General features: G+C 59.5%; 22 protein-coding genes and 1 pseudogene. 15 read left to right on the top strand and 8 right to left on the bottom strand.

What is annotated here, in order from left to right:
- Positions 1-562 (bottom strand): TRAP transporter substrate-binding protein (locus VL202_RS24775; protein ID WP_325466714.1); only part of this gene is annotated, 562 nt, incomplete at its 3' end.
- Between the two features lie 310 nt (positions 563-872).
- On the opposite strand from VL202_RS24775, the gene VL202_RS24770 reads away from it, so the two are divergent.
- From VL202_RS24770 to VL202_RS24755, 4 genes are all read left to right on the top strand, one after another.
- Positions 873-1,727 carry a transketolase gene (locus VL202_RS24770; protein ID WP_325466713.1) on the top strand — a complete coding sequence of 285 codons (855 nt, stop codon included), beginning with the start codon at positions 873-875 and terminating at the stop codon, positions 1,725-1,727.
- A 14-nt stretch (positions 1,728-1,741) separates the two neighbouring features.
- Positions 1,742-2,788 carry a transketolase family protein gene (locus VL202_RS24765; RefSeq protein ID WP_325466712.1) on the top strand — a complete coding sequence of 349 codons (1,047 nt, stop codon included), beginning with the start codon at positions 1,742-1,744 and terminating at the stop codon, positions 2,786-2,788.
- 75 nt (positions 2,789-2,863) lie between these two features.
- The gene (locus tag VL202_RS24760; RefSeq protein ID WP_325466711.1) at positions 2,864-3,622 is read left to right on the top strand and encodes an SDR family NAD(P)-dependent oxidoreductase; all 759 of its coding nucleotides are present in this window, start codon (positions 2,864-2,866) and stop codon (positions 3,620-3,622) included.
- Positions 3,623-3,679: 57 nt separating this feature from the next.
- Positions 3,680-4,504, top strand: coding sequence for a sugar phosphate isomerase/epimerase family protein (locus VL202_RS24755; RefSeq protein ID WP_325466710.1), 825 nt, complete (start codon positions 3,680-3,682; stop codon positions 4,502-4,504).
- A gap of 213 nt (positions 4,505-4,717) precedes the next feature.
- Here VL202_RS24755 and VL202_RS24750 read toward each other — a convergent pair whose 3' ends face one another.
- Positions 4,718-5,611: a LysR family transcriptional regulator gene (locus VL202_RS24750; RefSeq protein ID WP_325466716.1), complete on the bottom strand. Its 894-nt coding sequence runs from the start codon at positions 5,609-5,611 to the stop codon at positions 4,718-4,720.
- Between the two features lie 98 nt (positions 5,612-5,709).
- Between VL202_RS24750 and VL202_RS24745 the strand changes: the two genes are divergently transcribed.
- From VL202_RS24745 to VL202_RS24735, 3 genes and pseudogenes are all read left to right on the top strand, one after another.
- Positions 5,710-6,450, top strand: a complete 741-nt coding sequence (locus VL202_RS24745) for an SDR family oxidoreductase (RefSeq protein WP_325466709.1) — start codon at positions 5,710-5,712, stop codon at positions 6,448-6,450.
- A 49-nt stretch (positions 6,451-6,499) separates the two neighbouring features.
- Complete coding sequence (locus VL202_RS24740) at positions 6,500-6,718, top strand: 4-oxalocrotonate tautomerase family protein (protein WP_325466708.1); 219 nt, start codon at positions 6,500-6,502, stop codon at positions 6,716-6,718.
- Positions 6,719-6,958: 240 nt separating this feature from the next.
- Positions 6,959-7,686 (top strand): annotated as a pseudogene (locus VL202_RS24735) (IS6 family transposase).
- A 65-nt stretch (positions 7,687-7,751) separates the two neighbouring features.
- On the opposite strand, the gene VL202_RS24730 reads toward VL202_RS24735, so the two are convergent.
- From VL202_RS24730 to VL202_RS24705, 6 genes are all read right to left on the bottom strand, one after another.
- Positions 7,752-8,045, bottom strand: coding sequence for a type II toxin-antitoxin system RelE/ParE family toxin (locus tag VL202_RS24730; protein ID WP_325466707.1), 294 nt, complete (start codon positions 8,043-8,045; stop codon positions 7,752-7,754).
- The gene (locus VL202_RS24725) at positions 8,042-8,284 is read right to left on the bottom strand and encodes a type II toxin-antitoxin system ParD family antitoxin (RefSeq protein ID WP_325466706.1); all 243 of its coding nucleotides are present in this window, start codon (positions 8,282-8,284) and stop codon (positions 8,042-8,044) included. Before VL202_RS24725 ends, VL202_RS24730 begins: the two co-directional genes overlap by 4 nt.
- Positions 8,285-8,474: 190 nt before the next feature.
- The gene (gene repC / locus VL202_RS24720; RefSeq protein ID WP_325466705.1) at positions 8,475-9,689 is read right to left on the bottom strand and encodes a plasmid replication protein RepC; all 1,215 of its coding nucleotides are present in this window, start codon (positions 9,687-9,689) and stop codon (positions 8,475-8,477) included.
- A gap of 144 nt (positions 9,690-9,833) precedes the next feature.
- Positions 9,834-10,853: a plasmid partitioning protein RepB gene (repB, locus tag VL202_RS24715; RefSeq protein ID WP_325466704.1), complete on the bottom strand. Its 1,020-nt coding sequence runs from the start codon at positions 10,851-10,853 to the stop codon at positions 9,834-9,836.
- Between the two features lie 3 nt (positions 10,854-10,856).
- Positions 10,857-12,056, bottom strand: a complete 1,200-nt coding sequence (repA, locus tag VL202_RS24710) for a plasmid partitioning protein RepA (RefSeq protein ID WP_325466703.1) — start codon at positions 12,054-12,056, stop codon at positions 10,857-10,859.
- A 198-nt stretch (positions 12,057-12,254) separates the two neighbouring features.
- Complete coding sequence (locus tag VL202_RS24705; protein WP_325466702.1) at positions 12,255-12,599, bottom strand: WGR domain-containing protein; 345 nt, start codon at positions 12,597-12,599, stop codon at positions 12,255-12,257.
- 127 nt (positions 12,600-12,726) lie between these two features.
- On the opposite strand from VL202_RS24705, the gene VL202_RS24700 reads away from it, so the two are divergent.
- From VL202_RS24700 to VL202_RS24665, 8 genes are all read left to right on the top strand, one after another.
- Entirely contained in the window at positions 12,727-12,957 is a 231-nt protein-coding gene (locus VL202_RS24700; RefSeq protein WP_325466701.1) for a hypothetical protein, read from the top strand.
- Positions 12,958-13,329: 372 nt separating this feature from the next.
- Positions 13,330-14,682, top strand: coding sequence for a sugar ABC transporter substrate-binding protein (locus tag VL202_RS24695; protein WP_325466700.1), 1,353 nt, complete (start codon positions 13,330-13,332; stop codon positions 14,680-14,682).
- 170 nt (positions 14,683-14,852) lie between these two features.
- The gene (locus tag VL202_RS24690) at positions 14,853-16,079 is read left to right on the top strand and encodes a mandelate racemase/muconate lactonizing enzyme family protein (protein WP_414692944.1); all 1,227 of its coding nucleotides are present in this window, start codon (positions 14,853-14,855) and stop codon (positions 16,077-16,079) included.
- A 42-nt stretch (positions 16,080-16,121) separates the two neighbouring features.
- The gene (locus VL202_RS24685; protein ID WP_325466698.1) at positions 16,122-17,720 is read left to right on the top strand and encodes a GMC family oxidoreductase; all 1,599 of its coding nucleotides are present in this window, start codon (positions 16,122-16,124) and stop codon (positions 17,718-17,720) included.
- Positions 17,721-17,727: 7 nt separating this feature from the next.
- Positions 17,728-18,180, top strand: coding sequence for a hypothetical protein (locus VL202_RS24680; RefSeq protein ID WP_325466697.1), 453 nt, complete (start codon positions 17,728-17,730; stop codon positions 18,178-18,180).
- A 21-nt stretch (positions 18,181-18,201) separates the two neighbouring features.
- Positions 18,202-19,146 (top strand): sugar ABC transporter permease, encoded by a 945-nt coding sequence (locus VL202_RS24675; RefSeq protein ID WP_325466696.1) that lies wholly within the window; start codon positions 18,202-18,204, stop codon positions 19,144-19,146.
- Entirely contained in the window at positions 19,143-20,000 is an 858-nt protein-coding gene (locus VL202_RS24670; protein WP_325466695.1) for a carbohydrate ABC transporter permease, read from the top strand. Before VL202_RS24675 ends, VL202_RS24670 begins: the two co-directional genes overlap by 4 nt.
- Positions 20,001-20,032: 32 nt before the next feature.
- Entirely contained in the window at positions 20,033-20,716 is a 684-nt protein-coding gene (locus VL202_RS24665; protein ID WP_325466694.1) for a GntR family transcriptional regulator, read from the top strand.
- Positions 20,717-20,778 lie beyond the last annotated feature (62 nt).

The following is a 20,778-nucleotide window of genomic DNA, read 5'->3' as shown; positions in this document are numbered from 1 at the left end:
AGGCCATCGGCGTCGGCGATGCACCCAGAGCCGTGAAGATATCGACCGTCATCGGATCCGGCGGCGTGCGGATCTTCAAACCCGCCAGGTCAGCGGGAACCAGGATCGGATGCTTCGAGTTCGATGTCTGCCGGATACCGTTGTTCCACCACGAAAGCACGATGAGGCCCTGCGCCTCGGCAGAAGCGGCAATCTTGTCGCCGACTGGACCGTCCATGACGGTCTCCGCCTGCTTCAGATCCTGGAACAGGAACGGCAATCCGAGCAGCGCGATTTCCGGAACGACTCCGGAGGTCGTGCCTTGAGAGTTTGCGGAGAAGGCTATGGTTCCAAGGCGCATGTTGGTGATGGTCTCGGCATCGTCGCCAAACTGGGCGCTCCCGCCGACGGAAACCTTTAGGCGACCATTGGTCTTCTGCTCGACGATTTCAGCGAATTTCTGCGATGCCACATCCTTGGGGTTGCCGGAAGCGGCGTTGTGCGAAAGCTGGAGTTCCTGTGCGCTCGCCTGGCTGGCGCAAAGCGACAGCACGGCGGCGGCAACGATATGGCGAATATTCATTATTTCCTCCCTGAGAGCGTCAGTCGTCCTTCGGTTTGCAAGAAGACCTCCTGCAGCATGATGCGCCTACTGCCGGTATCCGGTAGTACTGGAAAGGTGACAAAACGGATACCCTCCCAGGTGGCGCAACGCACGCAGCGAGCGTCCTCCACACTCAACCTTCCGTGACCCTGTCTGATCTGCGCGATGCCGTCATCTAAGTTTTCCTTAACAACTCGTTCGATTTTCTTAATTGCTCGCGACGGCAAACTGAGTTCAGAACTTGCAGTGGAGGCGCTTGCCTTTGCGCCGACACGGTAAGGGAGGAAACATGACCAGCCAAACTCCAGCGACAGAGATGTCGAACATGAGCCTTGCGCGCCGCGCCTGGGAAATCCGCCGCAAGGCGGTTCGCATGGGCGAGGTTCAGGGCCAGGGATATGTCGGCCAGGCGCTTGGCATCGCCGACGTCCTCGCCACCGCCTATTTTCATGCCCTGACATATCGCCGGGAAGATCCCGAGTGGGAAGGCCGCGACCGCTTCCTGCTGTCGATCGGGCATTATGCCATCGCACTTTACGCTGCCTTGATCGAGGCAGAAATCCTGCCGGAGCAGGAACTCGAAACCTATGGCACGGACGACAGCCGCCTGCCGATGTCCGGAATGGCCGCCTACACGCCGGGCATGGAGATCACCGGTGGTTCCCTGGGCCAGGGTCTCGGCATCGGCGTGGGCATGGCGCTCGGCCTCAAAGCCAAGAAGAACCCGGCCTTTGTCTACAACCTGATGTCGGACGGGGAACTCGGCGAAGGCTCGACCTGGGAAGCGGCGATGTCGGCTGCCCATCACAAGCTCGACAACCTGGTCTGCATCATCGATTTCAACGATCAGCAGGCTGATGGCAAGTCGACCGAGATGCTGTGCTCCGAGCCGCTCGCAGAGAAATGGACGGCCTTCGGCTGGCACACGCAACGCGTGGACGGCAACGACATGGCAGCTCTCGTGGCTGCCTTCGACACCGCACGGGCGGTCAAGGACGCCAAGCCCCGCGCCATCATCTGCGATACACTGATGTGCAAGGGCGTACCTTTCCTCGAGACCCGCGAGATCACGCATTTCGTGCGCGTAGAGGCCGACGAATGGCAGAAGGCGCTGGCCGTTCTCGACGCAAACCGGCCGGAATGAGGGGAAGACAGACCATGAGCACGAACCGCAATTACGATCCGCACCGCAAGTGGGAACCACGGACCCCGCCGAAAAGCGGCGAAGCCGTCCGCACCTCCGCGATGATCGCCTCGCTGGCGGCGGAAGGCTACGACACCGTTTCCGCCCCGTTCGGCCACGCCCTCGTTGCTGAAGCGAAGCGCAATGACAAGATTGTCGGACTGACCGCCGATCTTGCAAAATACACCGACCTGCATGTCTTTGCCGAAGCCTTTCCGGAGCGTTTCTACCAGATGGGCATGGCCGAGCAGGTGATGATTTCGGCTGCAGCCGGCATGGCGCGCGAAGGCTTCATGCCGTTTGCCACCACCTACGCCGTCTTCGCCTCGCGCCGGGCCTATGATTTCATCGCCATGGCGATCGCCGAGGAAAACCTTCCCGTCAAGATCGTCTGCGCGCTGCCGGGCCTCACCACCGGCTACGGCCCGAGCCATCAGGCGACCGAAGATCTCGCGATCTTCCGGGGCCTGCCGAACCTGACGATCATCGATCCATGCGACGCCATCGATGTCGCGGAAGCGGTGCCTGCGATGGCGGCCCACGAAGGCCCTGTCTACATGCGCCTGCTGCGCGGCAAGGTGCCGTCAGTCCTGCGCCAGCATTGCCCGGACTACAAGTTCGAGATCGGCAAGGCGAAGATGGTGCGGGAAGGAACCGATGCACTGGTCATTTCCTCCGGCTTCATGACCATGCGAGCACTTGATGCCGCCGTGGAAATGGAAAAGGACGGCATTTCCGTCGGCGTTCTGCATTGCCCGACGATCAAGCCGCTCGATACGGCAACAATCCTGGCTGAAGCCGGCAAGGGCGGGCGCCTCGTCGTCACCGCCGAGAACCATACGCGCGTCGGCGGTCTCGGCGAAGCGGTTGCGAGCACCCTGCTCTTGAACGGCGTGACCCCGACCTTCCGCATGATCGGCCTTCCCGATCAGTTCCTGGATGCCGGCGCACTTCCGAGCCTGCACGATCGCTACGGCATTTCCACCGCAGCGATGATCCGCCAGATTCGCGGCTGGCTCTGAGACATTCCTGATTTCCAACCAAATTCTGCCCGCGCGCGATGTGCCGGCGCAATCCGACCAAAGGGAGAAGACACAATGGGCATCGCTCTGCTCGAAGGAAAATTCGCCGTCATCACTGGTGCGGCATCCAAGCGTGGCCTCGGCAAGGCCACCGCGAAGCTATTTGCGGAACATGGTGCGACCGTCGCCATCCTGGACCTTGACGAGGCCGCAGCACAGGAAGCCGCCGCCGATCTCGGCCCCCAGCATGTCGGCATGGCCTGCAACGTCACCGATCTGGAAGCCGCGCAGAAGGTCGTCGGCGCCCTGATTGCAAAATGGGGACAGATCGACATTCTCGTCAACAATGCCGGCATTACCCAGCCGCTGAAGATCATGGAAATAGGCGCGAAGAACTATGACGCCGTTCTCGACGTGAACCTGCGCGGCACGCTGTATTGCAGCCAGGCGGTGATTCCCCACATGCGCGAGCGCATGCAGGGCAAGATCGTCAACATGTCCTCGGTTTCCGCGCAGCGCGGCGGCGGCATCTTCGGCGGCCCGCACTATTCGGCTGCCAAGGCCGGTGTTCTCGGCCTCACCAAGGCAATGGCCCGTGAACTGGCGCCCGCAAACGTTCGCGTCAACGCGATCTGCCCGGGCTTCATCGCCACCGATATCACCGCAGGCATGCTGACGCCCGAGAAGCTCGAGGAAATCAAGCTCGGCATCCCCATGGGTCGTCCCGGCACGGCGGAAGATGTCGCCGGCTGCGCCCTGTTCCTGGCGTCCGACCTTTCGGCCTATGTCACCGGCTCGGAAGTCGACGTCAACGGCGGCTCACTAATCCATTGATCCTGAGGGCGGCCCGGTTTCACGTCGGGCCGTCCTTTCACTTTCCGGGAGAAACGCATGAAAATCGGACTTGGCAGCTATGCCTTCCGCTGGTCCATCGGCATAAAGGACTTCCAGCCGGCCCAGCCGATGACCGCCATGGAGATGCTGGATATCGCGCACGGGCACGGGCTCAGCCTCGTGCAATATGCCGACAACCTGCCGCTCGATCGTTTGAGCGCGCAAGAGCATGTGGCGCTGAAGCAGCGCGCCGACAGCTATGGCATGGCGCTGGAACTCGGCACGCAATCCTTCAATGCAGAGGAACTGGCGCGCTATATTCCGATCGGCGAACGGATCGGCTCCAAGATCCTGCGCGTGGCGCTGGATGCGGAGGACGCCTTGATCCCTGTACCCGAGCTTGCCGCACAGATCCGCGAACTCCTGCCGGACGGCAAGAAGGCCGGCCTGCGGTTCGCCATCGAGAACCATTTCAACTACCCGTCGCCACGCATGGTGGAACTCCTGGACGTGGTGGCGGACGATGCACTCGGCGTCTGCCTGGACGTCGCCAACTCCATCTGCGCCGGCGAATGGCCGATGACCACAGTGAAGATGCTTGCGCCTTATGCCATCAACCTGCATCTCAAGGACTACGAGATCACGCCGGACCCCTACGGCGTCGGCTTCCGCATCCATGGCACACCGCTCGGGGAAGGAAGGGCGGAGATCGAGGAAATTCTCGCCTGCCTGTCGCATTGCCCCGCCGACATGAGCGTTATCTTGGAACACTGGCTTCCGCAGACCGACGACATGGAGGCCACACTCCGCCTCGAGCACGAATGGCTGGAGCGCACCGTGGCCGCCGCCAAACGGCTCGTTCCGGCGAAAACCGCCGTATGAGGCGGTTGAACCACCCGTTTCGAATTCAGGCACACCGGGCGTTGCGGCGGCAGCGAAGCCGCTTCGTGCCCAGAAGGACCACAAATCGCCATGCTCTAATCGGCCTTGTCGCAAGTTTTTGCGGTTAACCGAATATTGACCACTGGAAGGCGTTGGTGCACGGAACGTTTAGCGTTCCCGACCCGCCAGCGGCAGGGACGACAGGAAGCGGAGTTAGAGGTCGGCCTCAGCAAATATCGTCACCAGCCAGTTCAGGAACACGCGAAGACGGGGCGGAAGCTGCCGGTTCTGGGGATATAGAACCGAAAGCGGCGTCGGGCTCGGCGGGTAGCCGTTCATCACCTCGACCAACCTGCCTTTTTCCAAATCTTCCCGCAGGCGATAGCGCGGTGCCTGGATCAAGCCCAGCCCCATTTTTGCCATATCATGCGTCGTGTCGGAATGATTGGCGGTGACGCGGCAGGGCAGGACGACCTCCTTTGCCTTACCGTCCACCATGAATTCGAGCGGAATTGCCTCTCCCGTCCGCGACGAGATGAATCCGACCATTATGTGCCCCTCAAGATGATCGGGAGACACCGGCATGCCGTGCGCATCGATGTAACCGGGGCTGGCGCAGGTTATTTCCGTAATCGTCGCAAGCCGGCGGGCGATCATTCCGCTGTCGGCAAGGGCGCCGGCGCGGATGACGCAATCCACGCCTTCGCGGACGAGATCGACGAGGCGGTCCCCCTGCCCGAAATGGATGTCGATAAGTGAATGGAGCGCCAGGAATTCCGGCAACCGCGGCAACAGAAATGTGCGGGTCAGGAGAAGATTGGCATCGATGCGCAGCAGCCCCCGCGGCCGGGCATCACGGAAAACGTTTTCGGCATCGTCGACGTCCGACACGATCGAGCGGCAACGCTCATAAAAAGCCTGACCATCCAGCGTCGGCCGTACATGCCGGGTGGTGCGGTCAAGCAGACGCGCTCCGATATACGCCTCGAGCTGCTTGATCGCCTCGGTGACCGTAGACCGCGCTAGCCCGAGATCGGTGGCCGCAGCCGTGAAGCTGCTGCGCTCGACGACACGCACGAAAAGTTGCATTCGGTCCAGACGGTCCATGCGTTGTTCGCTCCAGCCGAACATATATGTCAAATCTCCCGTAATTGTTTCTCCCTGTCGATGCAATACCTTCGGATCATCACAGACGGAGAAAACACATGACAGATCTTCAGACCCGCGTTGCCATCATCACCGGCGCTTCGAAGGGCATCGGCGCCGCGACTGCAAAGCGCCTGGCGCAGGATGGTATCGCCGTTGTCGTCAACTATGCGACGGGCCGCGAGGCCGCCGAAAGCGTCGTTGCCGCGATCGAGGCTTCGGGCGGCAAGGCCCTGGCCGTTGGTGCGGATATCGGCGATCCAACCGGCTTGGCGATCCTGTTCGACGCCGCCGAGCAGGCCTTCGGCGGGACAGATATTCTCGTCAACAATGCCGGCATCATGGAATTGTCACCGATTGCCCAGGTGACAGACGAAACATTCGACCGGATGATCCGCGTCAACCTCGGCGGTGTTTTTCGCGGCTTGCGAGAAGGCGCAAAACGGTTGCGAAACGGCGGCCGCATAATCAGCTTCTCGTCGAGCGTCGTCGGCATCTACCAGCCCGGCTATGGCATCTACGCCGCCACAAAGGCCGCCACCGAGGCGATGACCCATGTGCTCGCCAAGGAACTCGGCCCTCGGGGCATCACTGTCAATGCCGTGGCGCCTGGGCCGGTGGAAACGGAACTGTTCATGACCGGCAAGAGCGAAGCGCTGGTGAAAACGATTGTCGGCATGAACCCGTTTGGTCGCCTCGGTCAACCGGACGACATCGCCGGCATCGTGTCCTTTCTCGCCGGTCCCGACAGCGGCTGGGTCAGCGGCCAAGTGATCCGCGCTAATGGCGGCACGATCTGACCGGCTGGTAGCCTAGTGACTCCCCCAAACCACCAACAGGAGAACATCCATGCCATTTGCCAATTTCAAGCTGCCGGAAGGCGCCCTTTCGAAAACCCAAAAGGAAGAACTGATCCACAAGACCACACAGATGCTCGTCGATTATTTAAGCGAAGCTGCACGTCCCCATACGATGGTGCTGATCGAGACCGTACCTGACGGCGGCTACGGACGTGCCGACGAAGTGTTCGTTATCCCCGATGCGTATCGTGCCAAAAACGCCACCTGATGTGTGTGCAGAGGCCCGCTTTCGCCGGCGGGCCTTCATGAACATCGACGTGTAGATTGACAGAGAGGAAGTGATTCGATCAGGTTGATGCTCCAGCTACTTTAAGTTCCCCGTTCCAATCCCCACTTCGCGGCCTCAATCGCGAGAAATCGCAACCGGCGCTATCCGCCATCTGGCGACCGGCGAAACATCCTTTACTCAGGTAGCGTCGCCTTAAGTTTTGCGGCGTTAGGTTCTATCATGTTCCATTGCCCGTCGACTGATCCCACTGTTCACCGCTACAAGCGCCACCGCTTTCCCGCCGAAATCATCGCCCATGCGGTTTGGCTGTATTTCCGCTTTCCGCTGAGCTTGCGTCATGTAGAAGATCTGCTGGCCGAGCGCGGTATTGAAGTCTCGTTCAAGACTGTCGCGGAATGGGCTGCCAAGTTCGGCCGGGACTATGCTCGCTTCATCCGGCGGCGGTCTCGGGGAAGTTTTGCTGATAAGTGGCATCTCGACGAAATGGTCGTTGTTATCAAGGGCAGGAAATACTGGCTGTGGCGCGCCGTCGATGCGGATGGTTATGTTCTTGATACTCTGATTCAGAGCCGCTGGAACAAGAAGGCCGCTCTGAAACTGATGCGAAAGCTGCTGAAAAGGCGAGGCGTAACGCCGCGTGTTATGCTTACCGATAAGTTCAGATCCTATGGTGCGGCAAAGCGGGAGATCATGCCCGGTGTCGAGCATGGTTCGCATAAGGGCCTAAACAACCGAGCTGAGAATTCGCATCTGCCTGTTCGACGGCGAGAACGAGGCATGATCCGGTTCAAGCCGGCAGGGCAATGCCAGCGCTTCTTGTCCATGCACGGTCCGATCGCCAACCTCTTCCATCTTCACCGCAAGCATCTGACAGCCACTGAGCACCGCGATATTCGTTCTGCCGCCTGGCTGTCTGGAACGAAATCGTCTTGTCAACTGCCGCATGAAGCTGGGCCGCAATCCCTTGCTGGGCCTATAACGTTTCAAGGCGACGCTACTCCATCGAAGTTCACTAAATTGAATTACTTGCCCAATCTTCATGCCCGTGGCGAATTCGTACTACAAAAATTGTCTCATCGTCATCGATCCGATAAACGATTAGATGCGCTTTGAAGGGATGAATTCTAACGGGCGGATCAATCTCATCCCGTTCGCGCGCGATGCGTGGATTGACAGAGAGCAGATCAAATACTGCGAAAAGTTCGTCGTGGTAGCGCTTTGCCTGGTCTACTCCGAAGATGCGGGCACCTTGCTCGGCGATCGCAATGATGTCCTCTTCCGCCTCGACAGAGAGATTAAAACTCACGACTTGCTGGCGCGAGCTATTGCCTCAGCAAAGAGTTCGTCCTTTGATCGGATGCCAACTCCACTTTGGAGCCCTGCCTCGACGAAAGTTTGCATGGCGGCAATCTTGTCGTTTCGTGTCTGGTCCCGTCGGATCAGGTCGCGCACGTAGTCGCTAGCGTTAGAATATCGCCCGGTCCTGGCTTGAGCCTCCACCCAATCCTTCATCGGGTCTGGAAGAGATACGTTCATCGTCGCCATCGATAATCTCCATTTGAAAGCACCATAACCGATTTTGGCAAAGTTTGTCAAAAGTTCGAATGGCTCGAGTTAACAATGCCGTGGCACCTACCCCAGTTCTGCTGGTTCCAGATTGAATGCAACGCTGGTTGTACCGCATGCCCATGCCATTCATCCCAGATCGATACCAACCAAGTCGATTTCGCCGACCTCAGCCCATCTTCTGCTGTCCAGTCCCGTTCAGCCGCAACAGGGCCATCAACATTGGCCCGATGGAGAACTCCCCTCGCTGCGCTCGCGCCGTCAGGTCACGCAGATAGCCGCCGGCCGAGTTGATGTGCCCTGCCCGCTCAAGAATGCAAGCAATCGCGACGGCTGCGTTTTCCGGCCCGAGCGCTTCGCAGGCTTCCTGATATGCCGACGGGCTGACCCCCAGCATCGATCGAACCACCACGGCTGCGGTTTGCATGTCTCGCCAGGTTCCGATCCGCCCCCCCTGCCCGTAAGCCGACATTTCAGGACATGCCCGCAACACCAGTCCCAGAGGAAACAACTGTGGCGTCTCCCGCCGCGGTTTCTTGTCTGGCATGGCCGGTTCGCCCTGCTCTTGTTCGGAGCGAGGTTCAAGTTCATAGCTGGATTCGGTATTTGAATTCTGTATGTGCTGACGGCATTCGGCATCAATGGTGTCGGTTTTTCCTGAAATCAGCTGAAGTTCCAGCAGGTTGACCACCTCTTCGTGCAGAAGGTCGAGCTCTTCGGCGCATCCGGAGAGATCTTGTGCGGATTTTGCCCGCGAAAGCCGCCCGATAGCCGCGATATAATGCGTTTCTACCATCCCCCAGTCACCACAAGCGCCCTCCTCCATCGCAGCCGAGATCAGCTTTCGGATATCCCGACGGCGCAGCGATATCCGCTCTTTCAGGATTTTGAGATGCCGGCGCTCTTCGGCAACGTCCTGCGCCATCCGTGCCAGTTCACCCGCACGTGCCAGAAGCGGCGCCAAGCTGAACCCGTAGGCGGTTTCAATCGCCCCGTCCCTTCCCTTGCGGGCATAGCGCTTGCCGTTCGGGCTGTCATTGCGGTGGATCAGGCCAGCATCCACCAGCAACGCCAGGTTCTCGCGAAGCGTGGTGCCGGCGATGCCGTTGGCGCGCGCCGTGAGCTGGGTGTTCGATGGAAACACCACGAGATTTTCGTCACTGCTCAACTGGGTTTCCGGATAGAATGTCAGCAGCGCGTTGAGCACCGCCAGGGCGCGATCTCGCAGGCCGAGCCTCGTGCGGGCATCGCAGGCGTCACGGTAGATTTTCCATTTGTCGACCGGCCTGCCCTTCTGGGGAGCTGCTGTTTCCAACTGCCCCTTGATCAAGGCAAGCGTCATCGGTCGCCGCCCGAAGGGCGTCGTCACATGTCCAGTCTGCATTTCCTTCACCTTTCAAAAGGCAAAAGAAATCAGCTCACCAAAACGATGCCGAAGACTCTTGACTAGGATTCGTGGAAATGCGATTCTCAGACTGCTAGATATGAGGAAGGCTTCCACGACGGAAACGTTTGGGGCCTTTTTCTTTTAAGCCTTAAGCTCCTTTTTCTGTCTCAAAAACTCATCGTAAAGCCCATCCAGCCGTTGTTCGACGAATACGCCGAAATCCGGTAAAGCAGCTTTGTTGAAGCTCAGGGTGTGGGCAGACTCCGTCTCGGTTATCTTCACAACCTTGACCCCGTCCGCCGTCCATTGTTTGGCGCTTGTCTTCCGCGGAACCGTCCGCAACTGCTCGGCAATATGCGCGAATCGCGCGTCCGACGACAACGCTGAAAAGCCCTCTGCGTTTACGAGCGTCAGCGCTTTGGTTTTGCTGGAAGCGATTTCGAGAAGACCGGCAAGCTCCGCCCAACGCGTGCGCCCATAGCCCGGAGCAGGTCCGATGGCCTCGATCAGTTCGTCGGGCAAGCTCGCCGCCAAGGTGATCATTCGAGACAAGGCGGCCTTGTCCACGCCCAGAGAAGACATGATGATATCGCGCGAAAAGCCCCGCCGTTCGAGCCGCAGCGCAAAGAATGTCCTTTCGATATAGGACAGGTCGGTGCGGGCATTGTTCTCCTGTCCCTGGCTGACCACCAGTTGCTCGTCCGAGAGCGGCCGTACAACCGCCCTGACCGGCCCCCCGATCGTCTTGATCGCTGCCAGGCGTCTGTGCCCATAGGCAACCTGATAGCGTCCATCAACCACCGGATGGGGGCGAACGAGGATAGGAACCTGTTGCCCATGCTCCCGGATCTGGCTGACCAGACCGTCGAGATCGCCGGGATCGCCGACCAGCCGGTCGGGAACGAATGAACTGTCGATATCGGTCGGGTCGAGTTCAACGACGGCTTGGCCATGGGCCAGTTTCTTTTCGAGAATATCGGCGCGCTGGGCCTTTTCCGACATCGTCCCGAGGGACTGCGAAAAGGCACCGACGGGCCCTGAGCGGCGCAGCGGCCTGTCGAGATTGGCAAGCGGGCGGGCATCGACGAAGGTTGCGGCCTGATCCGGTGCCGCATCAGATGCGCTGTCAAATTCCGGTCCGAAAACGTTCTTTCTCGCCATCGCTTACTTGCGCCCCCAGCTTTGCTTGATGAGGTCTTCGATTTCCGTGTTCACGGCCGTCAGGGATTCGAGCGCACGGTCATAGGTGCCCCGCGTGAACTGGCCGCGATCGACTTCATACAGCGTCTGTTTGGTCAGTCCGGCATCGGAAACCGCAGTCGATTTCAGCATCGTGTTGGCCAGAACCCGGTTTCCAAAAATCGATCGCATGAAACCCGCCATCTGCGCCTGCGGACCGTCGTTTGGCTCGAACCGCGTCACGAGGTAGCGCATCCAGTCATAGTTCATGGCCCCGCCGGCGTTCTCGACAACCTGTAGCAAATCCCCCGTCATCTGCAGGAACTGGCTCATCGACATCACATCGAGCATTTGCGGATGAACGGTGATCAGCACGGCTGTTGCCGCGCAAAGGGCAGAAAGCGTCAGGAACCCCAGTTGCGGCGGGCAATCGATCACGACGACATCATAGGCGCTTTCGATATCCGCCAGACAATCGCCGATGCGCGCAAAGAACATCGTGTCGCCCTGCGCCCGGGCAGCCAGCGCCTTCGGCGTCTCATGCTCGAATTCCATCAATTCCAGATTTCCCGGAACGATATGCAGATTGGGCGTGTAAGTCGCACGCACGATTTCGGTAATGTCGCGCCGTGCGTCGTCATATCTGAGCGCGCCGTACAACGTCTCGTTTTCTCCTACGTCCAGTTCCGGCTGATGGCCGAACAGGGCGGATAATGATGCCTGAGGATCGAGATCGATGGCGAGGGTGCGATAGCCGCGAAGGGCCAGGAACTGCGCAAGATGCGCCGACGTCGTCGTCTTGCCGCTGCCTCCCTTGAAATTCATGACCGAGATCACCTGCAACTTTTCGCCATCACGCCGATGGCGAACATATTTGCGAGGCCCCTTCCCGCCTTCGTCGAGAAGCTTCCGAAGCGCCTCCAGATCATCTACGGAATAGGTGCGGCGGCCGTTTGCATTCGGCTGCGGCCCGCGGCCTTCAGCCACGATTTGCCGCAGATATCCCTGATGGATTCCGATAAAGTCCGCAGCTTCCGCCGGCGAAAATTGCCGGATGGTCTTGCGCGCAGTCGGCGGATAGGTACGTTGCTGATGCGCCTGAAGCTGACGCATCAGCTCATCGGCATCTGACGAAATCAACGAGCGCAGATTTCCGCTTGAAGGTTGCGTGACATTTGACAGCATCGAGAGCCTCGGTTTGCAGTTCTGCGCATTTTTGCATATTTTCTGCCGATATGCGCTGATAACGCTAGTCCGATTCTCTGAGTCGGGCAAACCGTTTTTACAAGCGAGATTTTTCACGGAATTTGCCGGTGTTGATGGCCTCACCGATTAGCGATCGTTGTACATGTACAACCAGTGTCGCGGCCGCATATGGAGGTATCATGCTCCCCGCCGAATGACGATATCTGCCCCCGTTGTACATGTACAACACGCTTGCCACGTGTTCCGAACCCCCGATTTTCCGGGGCCGCTGGACCATCGTCCTGACAGGCTCCCCCGTCTAGACTTCTGCTCCCGCCTACATTGGCACGGCCGGCGCCACCGGTACATACCCTCTTTTCCGCTTCCCAAGCGCGAGATGCAGGAAGTGAACGATGGCATCTTTCCGGGTTCGACACATGTCCCGCTTCTCCTACCCCGCCGCCCAATCCGCCCCCAACGTCTGACAGCCTCAACATCTCCGAAAGCGTTCTGCTCGTTCGCAAGCGAATAGTACCGTACCATGTTTCGGCCTTGTCGATGCGCTGGCAATGAAGATGAAACGGAGGAGGGGTCCAGGACCAGGACCAGGACCAGGACCAGGACAATGGCGCGGTGGTTCACCGGCATCCAATGAGACTTTGAATCGATCGTGGCGGTTCGATTCATGCCCGTGATGTGTCGTGTTGCGCAGGGCGATCATGTCCGTTCTTGCCTGTCAGGGAAAGACGGCGCAGGAGCCAAAGGTATTATTTTCATCGCCGCAAAACCCCGCCGGGCATTAACGTCACATCACGACATCCAGGCGGGGTTGATGACCCTCAAGGATGCGGCGGCACGTGGCCCGCAGGATATCGAAGCGGGCGAGGTGACGGCAAAGTGACAGAGGCCGGTCGTGCCGTCCGGTCGCAGCACGCCGGCCCTGCTGTGCCACGGGTTGATGCAAAGATCATGGTGGTAGCTGTGAAAGGTGAGGAAGGCTGCATCACGGTTTTTTGGCTGGCGTCTCTTCCAGGAAAATGCGGGCCAGATCGCTGACCGTACACACCCTGACATTTTCCATCATCCAGGCGGCATCCGTGTTGCCAAGCATCGCAGAGCGGCCGGCATGTCCCTTATGCGCGATTGAAACCTGCGAAGACAGTATCGCCAGCCGGTCAACTCCTGCCAAAATTCATCGTTATCTCTTGCAATCGGGTTGACGCGCGCATTTTCTATATTCTATAGAATATGGAAAGCAGAGGAGGAGACTGTTATGACGAGCAATGAAACGAGTTTGCCTGTACGCCGGCGGAATATCCTGAGGATCCTTGCCGGATCCTTGATGATGGTCGCGGTGCCGATCGGCGAGGCGGCGGCGGAAGGGCTTGGAACACCCGACGGGGCCGTCGAAATCAAGATCATGGCCAACGAGGCATTTGCCAACAATTGGCAGACCGTGCTCGTGCCGGAATTCAACAAGGCGTTTCCGAACGTAAAGGTCAGCATCGACGGCGTCCCTTACACCGAGCTTCTGGCCAAGATGATGCTGGACAGCACCAGCCCGCAGCCGGAATATGACGTTCTGATCAGCGATGACCCCTGGGTTCCCCAACTAGCACAGATCGGCGCTCTCATGGACCTGAAGGGTCCGGACGTAGCGCCGATCACCGACAAGGACTACGACTGGACAGACTTTAACGCAGCACCACTGGCGTCCGGCGAATGGGATGGAAAGCAATATGCCGTCCCGGTACGGTCGAACATGCTGCTGATGTTCTACAACCGCACGCTCTACAAGAAGGCCGGCGTTGCCGAGCCGACACCCGATCTGACCTGGGGCCAGTTCTTTGCCAATGCCCCGAAGCTGGTGCAGGACGCCAATGGCGACGGCACGCCGGACTCCTGGGCGATCGATACCTATTTCGTCCGTGAACCTTTGACGCCGACGATCTGGCAGTCGATCCTGAATTCAAACGGTGGATCGCTGCTCGATGAAGCGGGTGCCCCGGCCTTTGCCAATGAGACGGGCATCGCGTCGCTCGACATCCATAAGCGCCTGCTGGACTTCGCACCTCCCGGCGCGCTGGGCCACGGCTTCTCCGAATCCCTGCAGGCTTTCCGCCAGGGGATCGTTGCCAACATGATCACCTGGGGCAGTGTCTACAAGCCGACCGCCATCGACAAGCAGACCACCACGTTGACAGCCGACGAGGTTGGCATTCAGGTGCTTCCCGTCGGCAGCGCCCGTGCGGGAACCCATCGCGGAATCTGGAACGCTGGCGTCAGCAGCAAGACGGAAGAACTCGAGGCTTCCTGGGCTTTCGTTCAATGGTTGTCCTCGAAGCAGGGCGAAGCCGTCAATGCGTCCCTGGGTGGGTCTTTCCCGGCCCGCAAATCGACCCTTGCCAACGAGCCGAGCGCTCCTTGGCTGAAACCCGTCTACCAAACCCTGCAGAACGCCTATGACGTGGCGGCCGAGGGGAAGATGTGGCGCATCCGCAGCCCGAAATCCGATGCAGCTCAGCAAATTCTCGCCGATGAAATCGCCCGCGGACTTGCAGGACAGGCCACCAGCGCGGAAGTGCTGCAGACTGCATCCGACAAGATCGCCAAGGTCCTGAAATAGGCCTTTGCCGGCGTCGCTGGTCGCGACGCCCCGGCCGTCGGCTTTGTGGCCGACGGCACCTGATCCTTCCAGACCGCGGCCGCCACCAGCCATGCCGCGCAATCCGATCGATGCATTCGGCATCGCACGCATGGGTCGCTCTTTCAGCGCCCGAAATACCGAGGAATATGATGCCAACGAAAGCAATTGTAAGCGAAGTCAGGACGTTGTCCTGCAGCAACTCATGGCGCAACTACCATTTCCTGAAGATCACGACGGAGGATGGAATTGTCGGCTGGAGTGAATTCGACGAATATTTCGGTTCGCCTGGCGTGTCTGCCGCGATAAACGAGATTTCCGGCCGCATCATCGGTAAAAGCGCGATGCAGCATGAGCATATCCGCGAAGACTTGCGCAATGTCACACGTCCCGGCTCCGGCGGCGTGGTGGGGCAGGCGCTTGGCGCTATCGAGAATGCGCTTCTCGACATCAAGGCCAAGGCACTGGACGTTCCGTGCCATGTGCTGCTCGGCGGCAAAGTTCGCGACAAGATCCGTGTCTACTGGTCGCATTGCGTATCCTATCGCACACGCGCTCCGCATTACTCGCCTGCCATTACCGACATCGATGGCGTAAAGCAGATCTCCCGCGAGGTGGGGGAAAAGGGTTTCACCGCCCTCAAGACGAACATCTTCCATTACGACGACGAGGATCGCCTGCAGGGATGGTCGCCAGGCTTCGGACGTCCCTACGAAACCAACAGGAATGTCGAGCGCAAGACGCTCAAGGATCTGCGCCGTCATCTCGAGACGATGCGGGCCGAAGCCGGACCAGACATCGATATTCTGCTCGATCTCAACTACAATGCCAAGACGGACGGGTATCTGAAGATCCTGCGCGAGACGGCGGATCTCGACCTGTTCTGGGTCGAACTTGATACGCTCGATCCCAAGGCGCTCGCCTATATCCGCTCGCAGAGCAAGCATCCGATCGCGTCCTGCGAGACCCTGATCGGTCTGCAGCAGTTTCTGCCGTTCTTCCGCGAGCAGGCAGTCGATGTGGCGATTATCGACACGCCCTGGAACGGTGTGTGGCAATCGATGAAGATTGCAGCTGCGGCCGAAGCATACGAGACCAACGTCGCCTGTCACAATTTCTATGGTCACCTCTGCACCATGATGAATGCGCATTTCTGCGCATCGGTGCCGAACCTGACGATTATGGAAACCGATATCGATCGCATTTCGTGGGATGCCGAAATCTTCACCCACGTACCGGAATTCAAGGACGGACATCTGATCGTGCCGGACCGTCCGGGCTGGGGCACCGAACCGATCGAGGCAGCACTTGCCAAATATCCGCCCATCCCGGCTGCCGGCATGTGGAACCGTACAGAGCCATCCCGGCTCTCATTTTAAGACGTAATGCCTGAGCGCGGCGTGGAGACGTATGCTTTGACCATGAACGAACGAGTAGACGTTCTTATTATCGGAGCAGGCGCTTCCGGCGCGGCGGTGGCCTGGAGCCTTGCCGAGACGAAGATGCATATTCTTTGTCTGGAGCAGGGCGACTGGCAGCAAAGTTCTGCTTTTCCGAGTACGGGGAGGGACTGGGAAGCCAGGCTTTCCGAGGATTTTTCGATCAGCCCGAACCGGCGCGGGCTGGCGGCAGACTATCCCGTCAATGATGATGATTCACCCATCAAGATCGCCAACTTCAACGGCGTCGGAGGCGGCACGGTGCTCTATGCCGGCCACTACCCGCGCCTTCATCCGTCGGACTTCAAAGTCCGCAGCCTCGATGGCATCGCCGACGACTGGCCGATCGATTACAACACGCTTGAGCCTTTCTACGGCCTGAACGACCGGATGATGGGGATCTCGAGCCTTGAAGGCGACCCCGCATACCCGCCTAAGGACGCGGTGATGCCGCCGATTCCGCTTGGTCGCACCGGCCAGACGCTTGGCAAGGCGATGAACAAGCTGGGTTGGCATTGGTGGCCCTCGGATGCCGCGATCACCACACGCGAATACAAAGGACGTGCGCCATGCATCAATCTGGGCCAGTGCGGTTCCGGTTGTGCGCAAGGCGCCAAGGGCAGCACCGATGTCACCTACTGGCCGGAAGCGATCCGCGCCCGTATCGAACTCAGGACACGCTGCCGCGTCAGTCGTATCGAAACCAACGATGATGGCATGGCGACCGGCGCGCATTACTTCGATGCGGACGGAAATGAAGTTTTCCAGCCGGCGGAGATCGTCATTATTGCCTGCAACGGGATCGGTACCCCGCGGCTTCTTCTGAATTCCGCGTCAACGCGCTTTCCCAACGGTCTCGCCAATTCCAGTGGTCTTGTCGGCAAGAACCTGATGCTGCATCCCTATGCGCAAATCCGCGGGCATTTCGACGAACCGATGGATGCCCATCGCGGCCCGCCGATCTGCACCTGGAGCCATGAGTTCTATGAAACAGATGCCGCACGGGGCTTCCTGCGGGGGTACTGTTATCAGTTCTCGCGGGGCATGGGACCGGTGAGGACCGCCACGAACGGCATGATCGATGGGCTGATCCCTTGGGGAGAAGGCCATCATGCCGCGTTCCGCCGGATGTTTGGCCATAGTGCCGGGATGGTATCGGTCTGCGAAGACCTGCCGGAAGAAATCAACACGGTTACGCTTGATGCCGATCTCAAGGATGGAAACGGCATTCCAGCGCCGAAAATCACCTACCGCATTGGTGAAAACACACAGAAGATGCTCGATCACTCGTTGGCCCGCGGTATCGAAATCCTGCAGGCTGCAGGCGCGCGGGATATTACCACGAGATCGCCGCTTGCCTATGCCGGATGGCACCTGATGGGCACGGCCCGCATGGGAACCGACCCCGCACGCTCAGTGGTGAACGAATGGGGCCGCAGCCACGATGTGAAGAACCTCTTCATCGTCGATGGCAGCGTGTTCGTCACATCCGGCGGCGTCAACCCGACATCGACGATCCAGGCGGTGGCGCTCTACGTCGCCGACCAGATCAAATCCCGTCTCTATGACCTTTTTGATTGAAACAGCCATGACACCATCGGCAGGACCAGACCAAAATGAATTCGACGACGCCGGCGGCACATTGCTGGCCGTCGTGGGACATATGATACCGGCCAGTGCGGAATTCGGCTTGCCGGGTGCCGACGATCCGGCAATCTTCCGCGAGATCCTGCGCTCGACAGGGCGGGATCGCGCATTCCTTGAAGAAGCGCTCGGGATGATCGACGCCATGGCCGGCGGAAGCCTTGGATCATTGCCGCGTGACCGCCAAGTCACACTGCTGGCCGACTTTCGCGCAGCTGAACCTGAACGCGCCGCTATCCTCGAGGCCGTGGCGACGCGGTGTTACTACCGCGACGACCGCGTGATGACGGCAATCGGTATCGAGGTTCGCGCTCCGTTTCCGATCGGCTATGAGGTGGAGGAGGGCGACTGGTCGTTGCTCGAGCCGGTCAGATCGCGCGGAAGGATCTGGCGCTAGAAAATGACGGAGGAAGCAGAAATGGCTGTCACTAGAACATCAGACGGCGCCGTTCCGAACGGTCCCGGTCGTGCCCGGTCCGGCATCAGCAGGAAAGGCGCCGATCTTGCTGCGCGCTGGTCGTTCCTCATGCCGAGCATCGTCGTTCTGATCGTCATGCTTGCCTACCCGATCTACTACACGATCGAGATCAGTTTCGCCTCGTTCGATCTCGCCACCTTCAGTGCGGGCGAGTGGGTCGGCTGGGCCAATTACCAAGAGGCGATCGGCGATTATCGCTTCTGGGATTCCCTGAAGGTCACGCTGGTCTATCTGGTCATCGCGCTTCCCCTCCAGGTTACGCTCGGCTTTGGAATAGCCTTCCTGATCAACGCGGAATGGTGGGGCCGTAGCGCGTTGCGCGCGCTGTTCATCATCCCCATGGTCGTGGCCCCGGTCGTCGCAGGCGGCATGTGGCGCATGATCCTTGATCCGCTTTGGGGGGTCATGAATTACTGGCTTGGTCTTGTCGGCATCGGCCCGCTCGACTGGTTCGGCGACCCGACGCTTGCCATGGCTGCGGTGATCATGATCGACACCTGGCGCTGGACGCCGTTCATCGTCCTCATCGCGACCGCAGCCCTGCTGGCCTTGCCGAAGGATGTGTTCGAGGCCGCCAAGATCGACGGCGCCAACTGGTGGTCGACGCTCTGGTCCGTCGCGTTGCCGCTGCTCGTGCCGATCATCGCCGCCACTTTCGTCATCCGCTGGCTTGGTGCGGTCAAGATGTTCGACATCGTGCTTGCGGCCACCTATGGCGGACCCGGCAAGGCGACCAGCGTCGTCAATCTTTTCATCTACGAGGAAGCCTTCCGGTCGCTGCGCTTTGCCGAATCTGCCGCGATGGCTGTGATCGTTCTGGCGCTCACCATGATTCTGACGGGCATCTTCCTGTACGGCAGCCGCAAGCTGGAGGAACTGTTTTGAACGCCAGGTCTGGTCTTTCCCATAAAAACAAGAGCGTGCTGGGCCACAGGGTCCGCGTCCTCGCCGGCATTCTCGTCAGCATCGTTTTTCTCTTTCCGATCTACTGGATGGTGCTTACCTCCTTCAAGCAGCAGGTGGACATTTTCACCAATCCGCCCCGCTTCCTGTTCACGCCGACGATTGCGACCTATGTCGAGTACATGAAACGCGCCGATATCCTGGGGCGTATCGTCAACACGATCATTGTCGCGTCCTGCTCGGCGCTGTTCTCCATGGTGGTCGGGACCATGGCAGGCTACGCGCTGGCTCGCATCCGGCTGAAAGGCGCCCAGACGGTCGGTCTGTTGATCCTCCTCTCGCGGGGGGTGCCGCCGATCGCGCTTGCGGTGCCGATGTTCCTCGTTGCCCGGAAACTCGGGCTGACCGACAAGCACATCACGCTGATCCTCGCCTACAGCACCTTTCTCATTCCCTATGTCATGTGGCTGATGCGCAGCTTCTTCCTGTCCTTGCCGAAGGAGCTTGAAGAGTCCGCAATGATCGACGGCTGCTCACGCTACGGCGCCTTCTTCAAGATCATCCTGCCGATCTCGTTGCCGGGACTTCTATCGACCCTGATTTTCAGTATGATTCTTGCCTGGGAAGAACTCCTGTTCGCTCTCGTTCTCACCAACCGGCATGCCTCGACCATTCCTGTTGCCATTGCCGGGATCGCCGGTGACACCGTCAATGGCGCAAACTGGGGTGCGCTGACCGCTGTCGGCACCATTACCGTCTTGCCTGTCGTGGTCTTTGCCTTGCTTGTTCAGAAGTGGCTGATCAAAGGGTTGGCGGATGGTGCGACCAAGGGATAGATCGGGCCTTTAACTGAAACTGGATGAAATCGATGCCATCGCCGAAGACCTACATGACGAAAGCCGAGCACGCTCGGCAGCATATCCAATCGATGGTCCTCAGCGGCAGCGTGGGGCCGGGCGACCGTATCACCACGCGGGAGGTTTCCGACGCGCTCGGCATCAGCGAGACCCCGATCCGCGAAGCCATCCGCAGTCTGGCATCCGAGGGATGGCTCGAGGTTCAAAACCACATCGGAGCGGTCGTTCAGGGGCTGCGGGCACCCCAGATCCGCGAGATCAGCGCCTTGCGTGGCCTGATCTGCGGGCTGGCAGTGGAACTCGGCGCGGCAAATTTCGATACCAAACGACTGGCGAAGATCGATGAAAACATCGAGGTCTCCGCCGAGGCGCTGGACCGGGACGATTTTGCCGCCTTCGGCGATCGGAATCTGGAATTTCATCTGTTGCTTTGCGACAATCCGGAATCGCCCTGGTGCAAGCGGTTGCTCGAGAACATGCACGGTCTCATGTCCGCCCAGCGCCACGGAATCGCGCCGCAGCCGCAGCGTCTTCGGGACGCCCTGAAGGAACACATGGCGATCCGCGACAAGCTCCACGCGGGCGATTTTTCCGCCGCCGCCGCGTTGGTCAACCAGCACGAAAAGAATACCGGCGATTTCCTGATCAGGATGATTGGCGAGGTGCCGGAAGGTGGCGCCGCGCGAGCGACCTGACGATCTCCGTTACAAACACACGACGATGCACCGACCGGCAACCTGGTCGGTAAAGGGAGGAT

Source organism: Pararhizobium sp. (assembly GCF_035497515.1).
Classification (GTDB): Bacteria; Pseudomonadota; Alphaproteobacteria; order Rhizobiales; family Rhizobiaceae; genus Pararhizobium.
This window is presented reverse-complemented; position numbering and strand designations above follow the sequence as displayed.

Coding starts and splice junctions, on each gene's coding strand:
- VL202_RS24770 (WP_325466713.1), top strand. CDS start 873: ATGACCAGCCAAACTCCAGCGACAGAGATGTCGAACATGAGCCTTGCG.
- VL202_RS24765 (WP_325466712.1), top strand. CDS start 1,742: ATGAGCACGAACCGCAATTACGATCCGCACCGCAAGTGGGAACCACGG.
- VL202_RS24760 (WP_325466711.1), top strand. CDS start 2,864: ATGGGCATCGCTCTGCTCGAAGGAAAATTCGCCGTCATCACTGGTGCG.
- VL202_RS24755 (WP_325466710.1), top strand. CDS start 3,680: ATGAAAATCGGACTTGGCAGCTATGCCTTCCGCTGGTCCATCGGCATA.
- VL202_RS24750 (WP_325466716.1), bottom strand. CDS start 5,611: ATGGACCGTCTGGACCGAATGCAACTTTTCGTGCGTGTCGTCGAGCGC.
- VL202_RS24745 (WP_325466709.1), top strand. CDS start 5,710: ATGACAGATCTTCAGACCCGCGTTGCCATCATCACCGGCGCTTCGAAG.
- VL202_RS24740 (WP_325466708.1), top strand. CDS start 6,500: ATGCCATTTGCCAATTTCAAGCTGCCGGAAGGCGCCCTTTCGAAAACC.
- VL202_RS24725 (WP_325466706.1), bottom strand. CDS start 8,284: ATGGCGACGATGAACGTATCTCTTCCAGACCCGATGAAGGATTGGGTG.
- repC (WP_325466705.1), bottom strand. CDS start 9,689: ATGCAGACTGGACATGTGACGACGCCCTTCGGGCGGCGACCGATGACG.
- repB (WP_325466704.1), bottom strand. CDS start 10,853: ATGGCGAGAAAGAACGTTTTCGGACCGGAATTTGACAGCGCATCTGAT.
- repA (WP_325466703.1), bottom strand. CDS start 12,056: ATGCTGTCAAATGTCACGCAACCTTCAAGCGGAAATCTGCGCTCGTTG.
- VL202_RS24705 (WP_325466702.1), bottom strand. CDS start 12,599: ATGGTACGGTACTATTCGCTTGCGAACGAGCAGAACGCTTTCGGAGAT.
- VL202_RS24695 (WP_325466700.1), top strand. CDS start 13,330: ATGACGAGCAATGAAACGAGTTTGCCTGTACGCCGGCGGAATATCCTG.
- VL202_RS24690 (WP_414692944.1), top strand. CDS start 14,853: ATGCCAACGAAAGCAATTGTAAGCGAAGTCAGGACGTTGTCCTGCAGC.
- VL202_RS24685 (WP_325466698.1), top strand. CDS start 16,122: ATGAACGAACGAGTAGACGTTCTTATTATCGGAGCAGGCGCTTCCGGC.
- VL202_RS24680 (WP_325466697.1), top strand. CDS start 17,728: ATGACACCATCGGCAGGACCAGACCAAAATGAATTCGACGACGCCGGC.
- VL202_RS24675 (WP_325466696.1), top strand. CDS start 18,202: ATGGCTGTCACTAGAACATCAGACGGCGCCGTTCCGAACGGTCCCGGT.
- VL202_RS24665 (WP_325466694.1), top strand. CDS start 20,033: ATGCCATCGCCGAAGACCTACATGACGAAAGCCGAGCACGCTCGGCAG.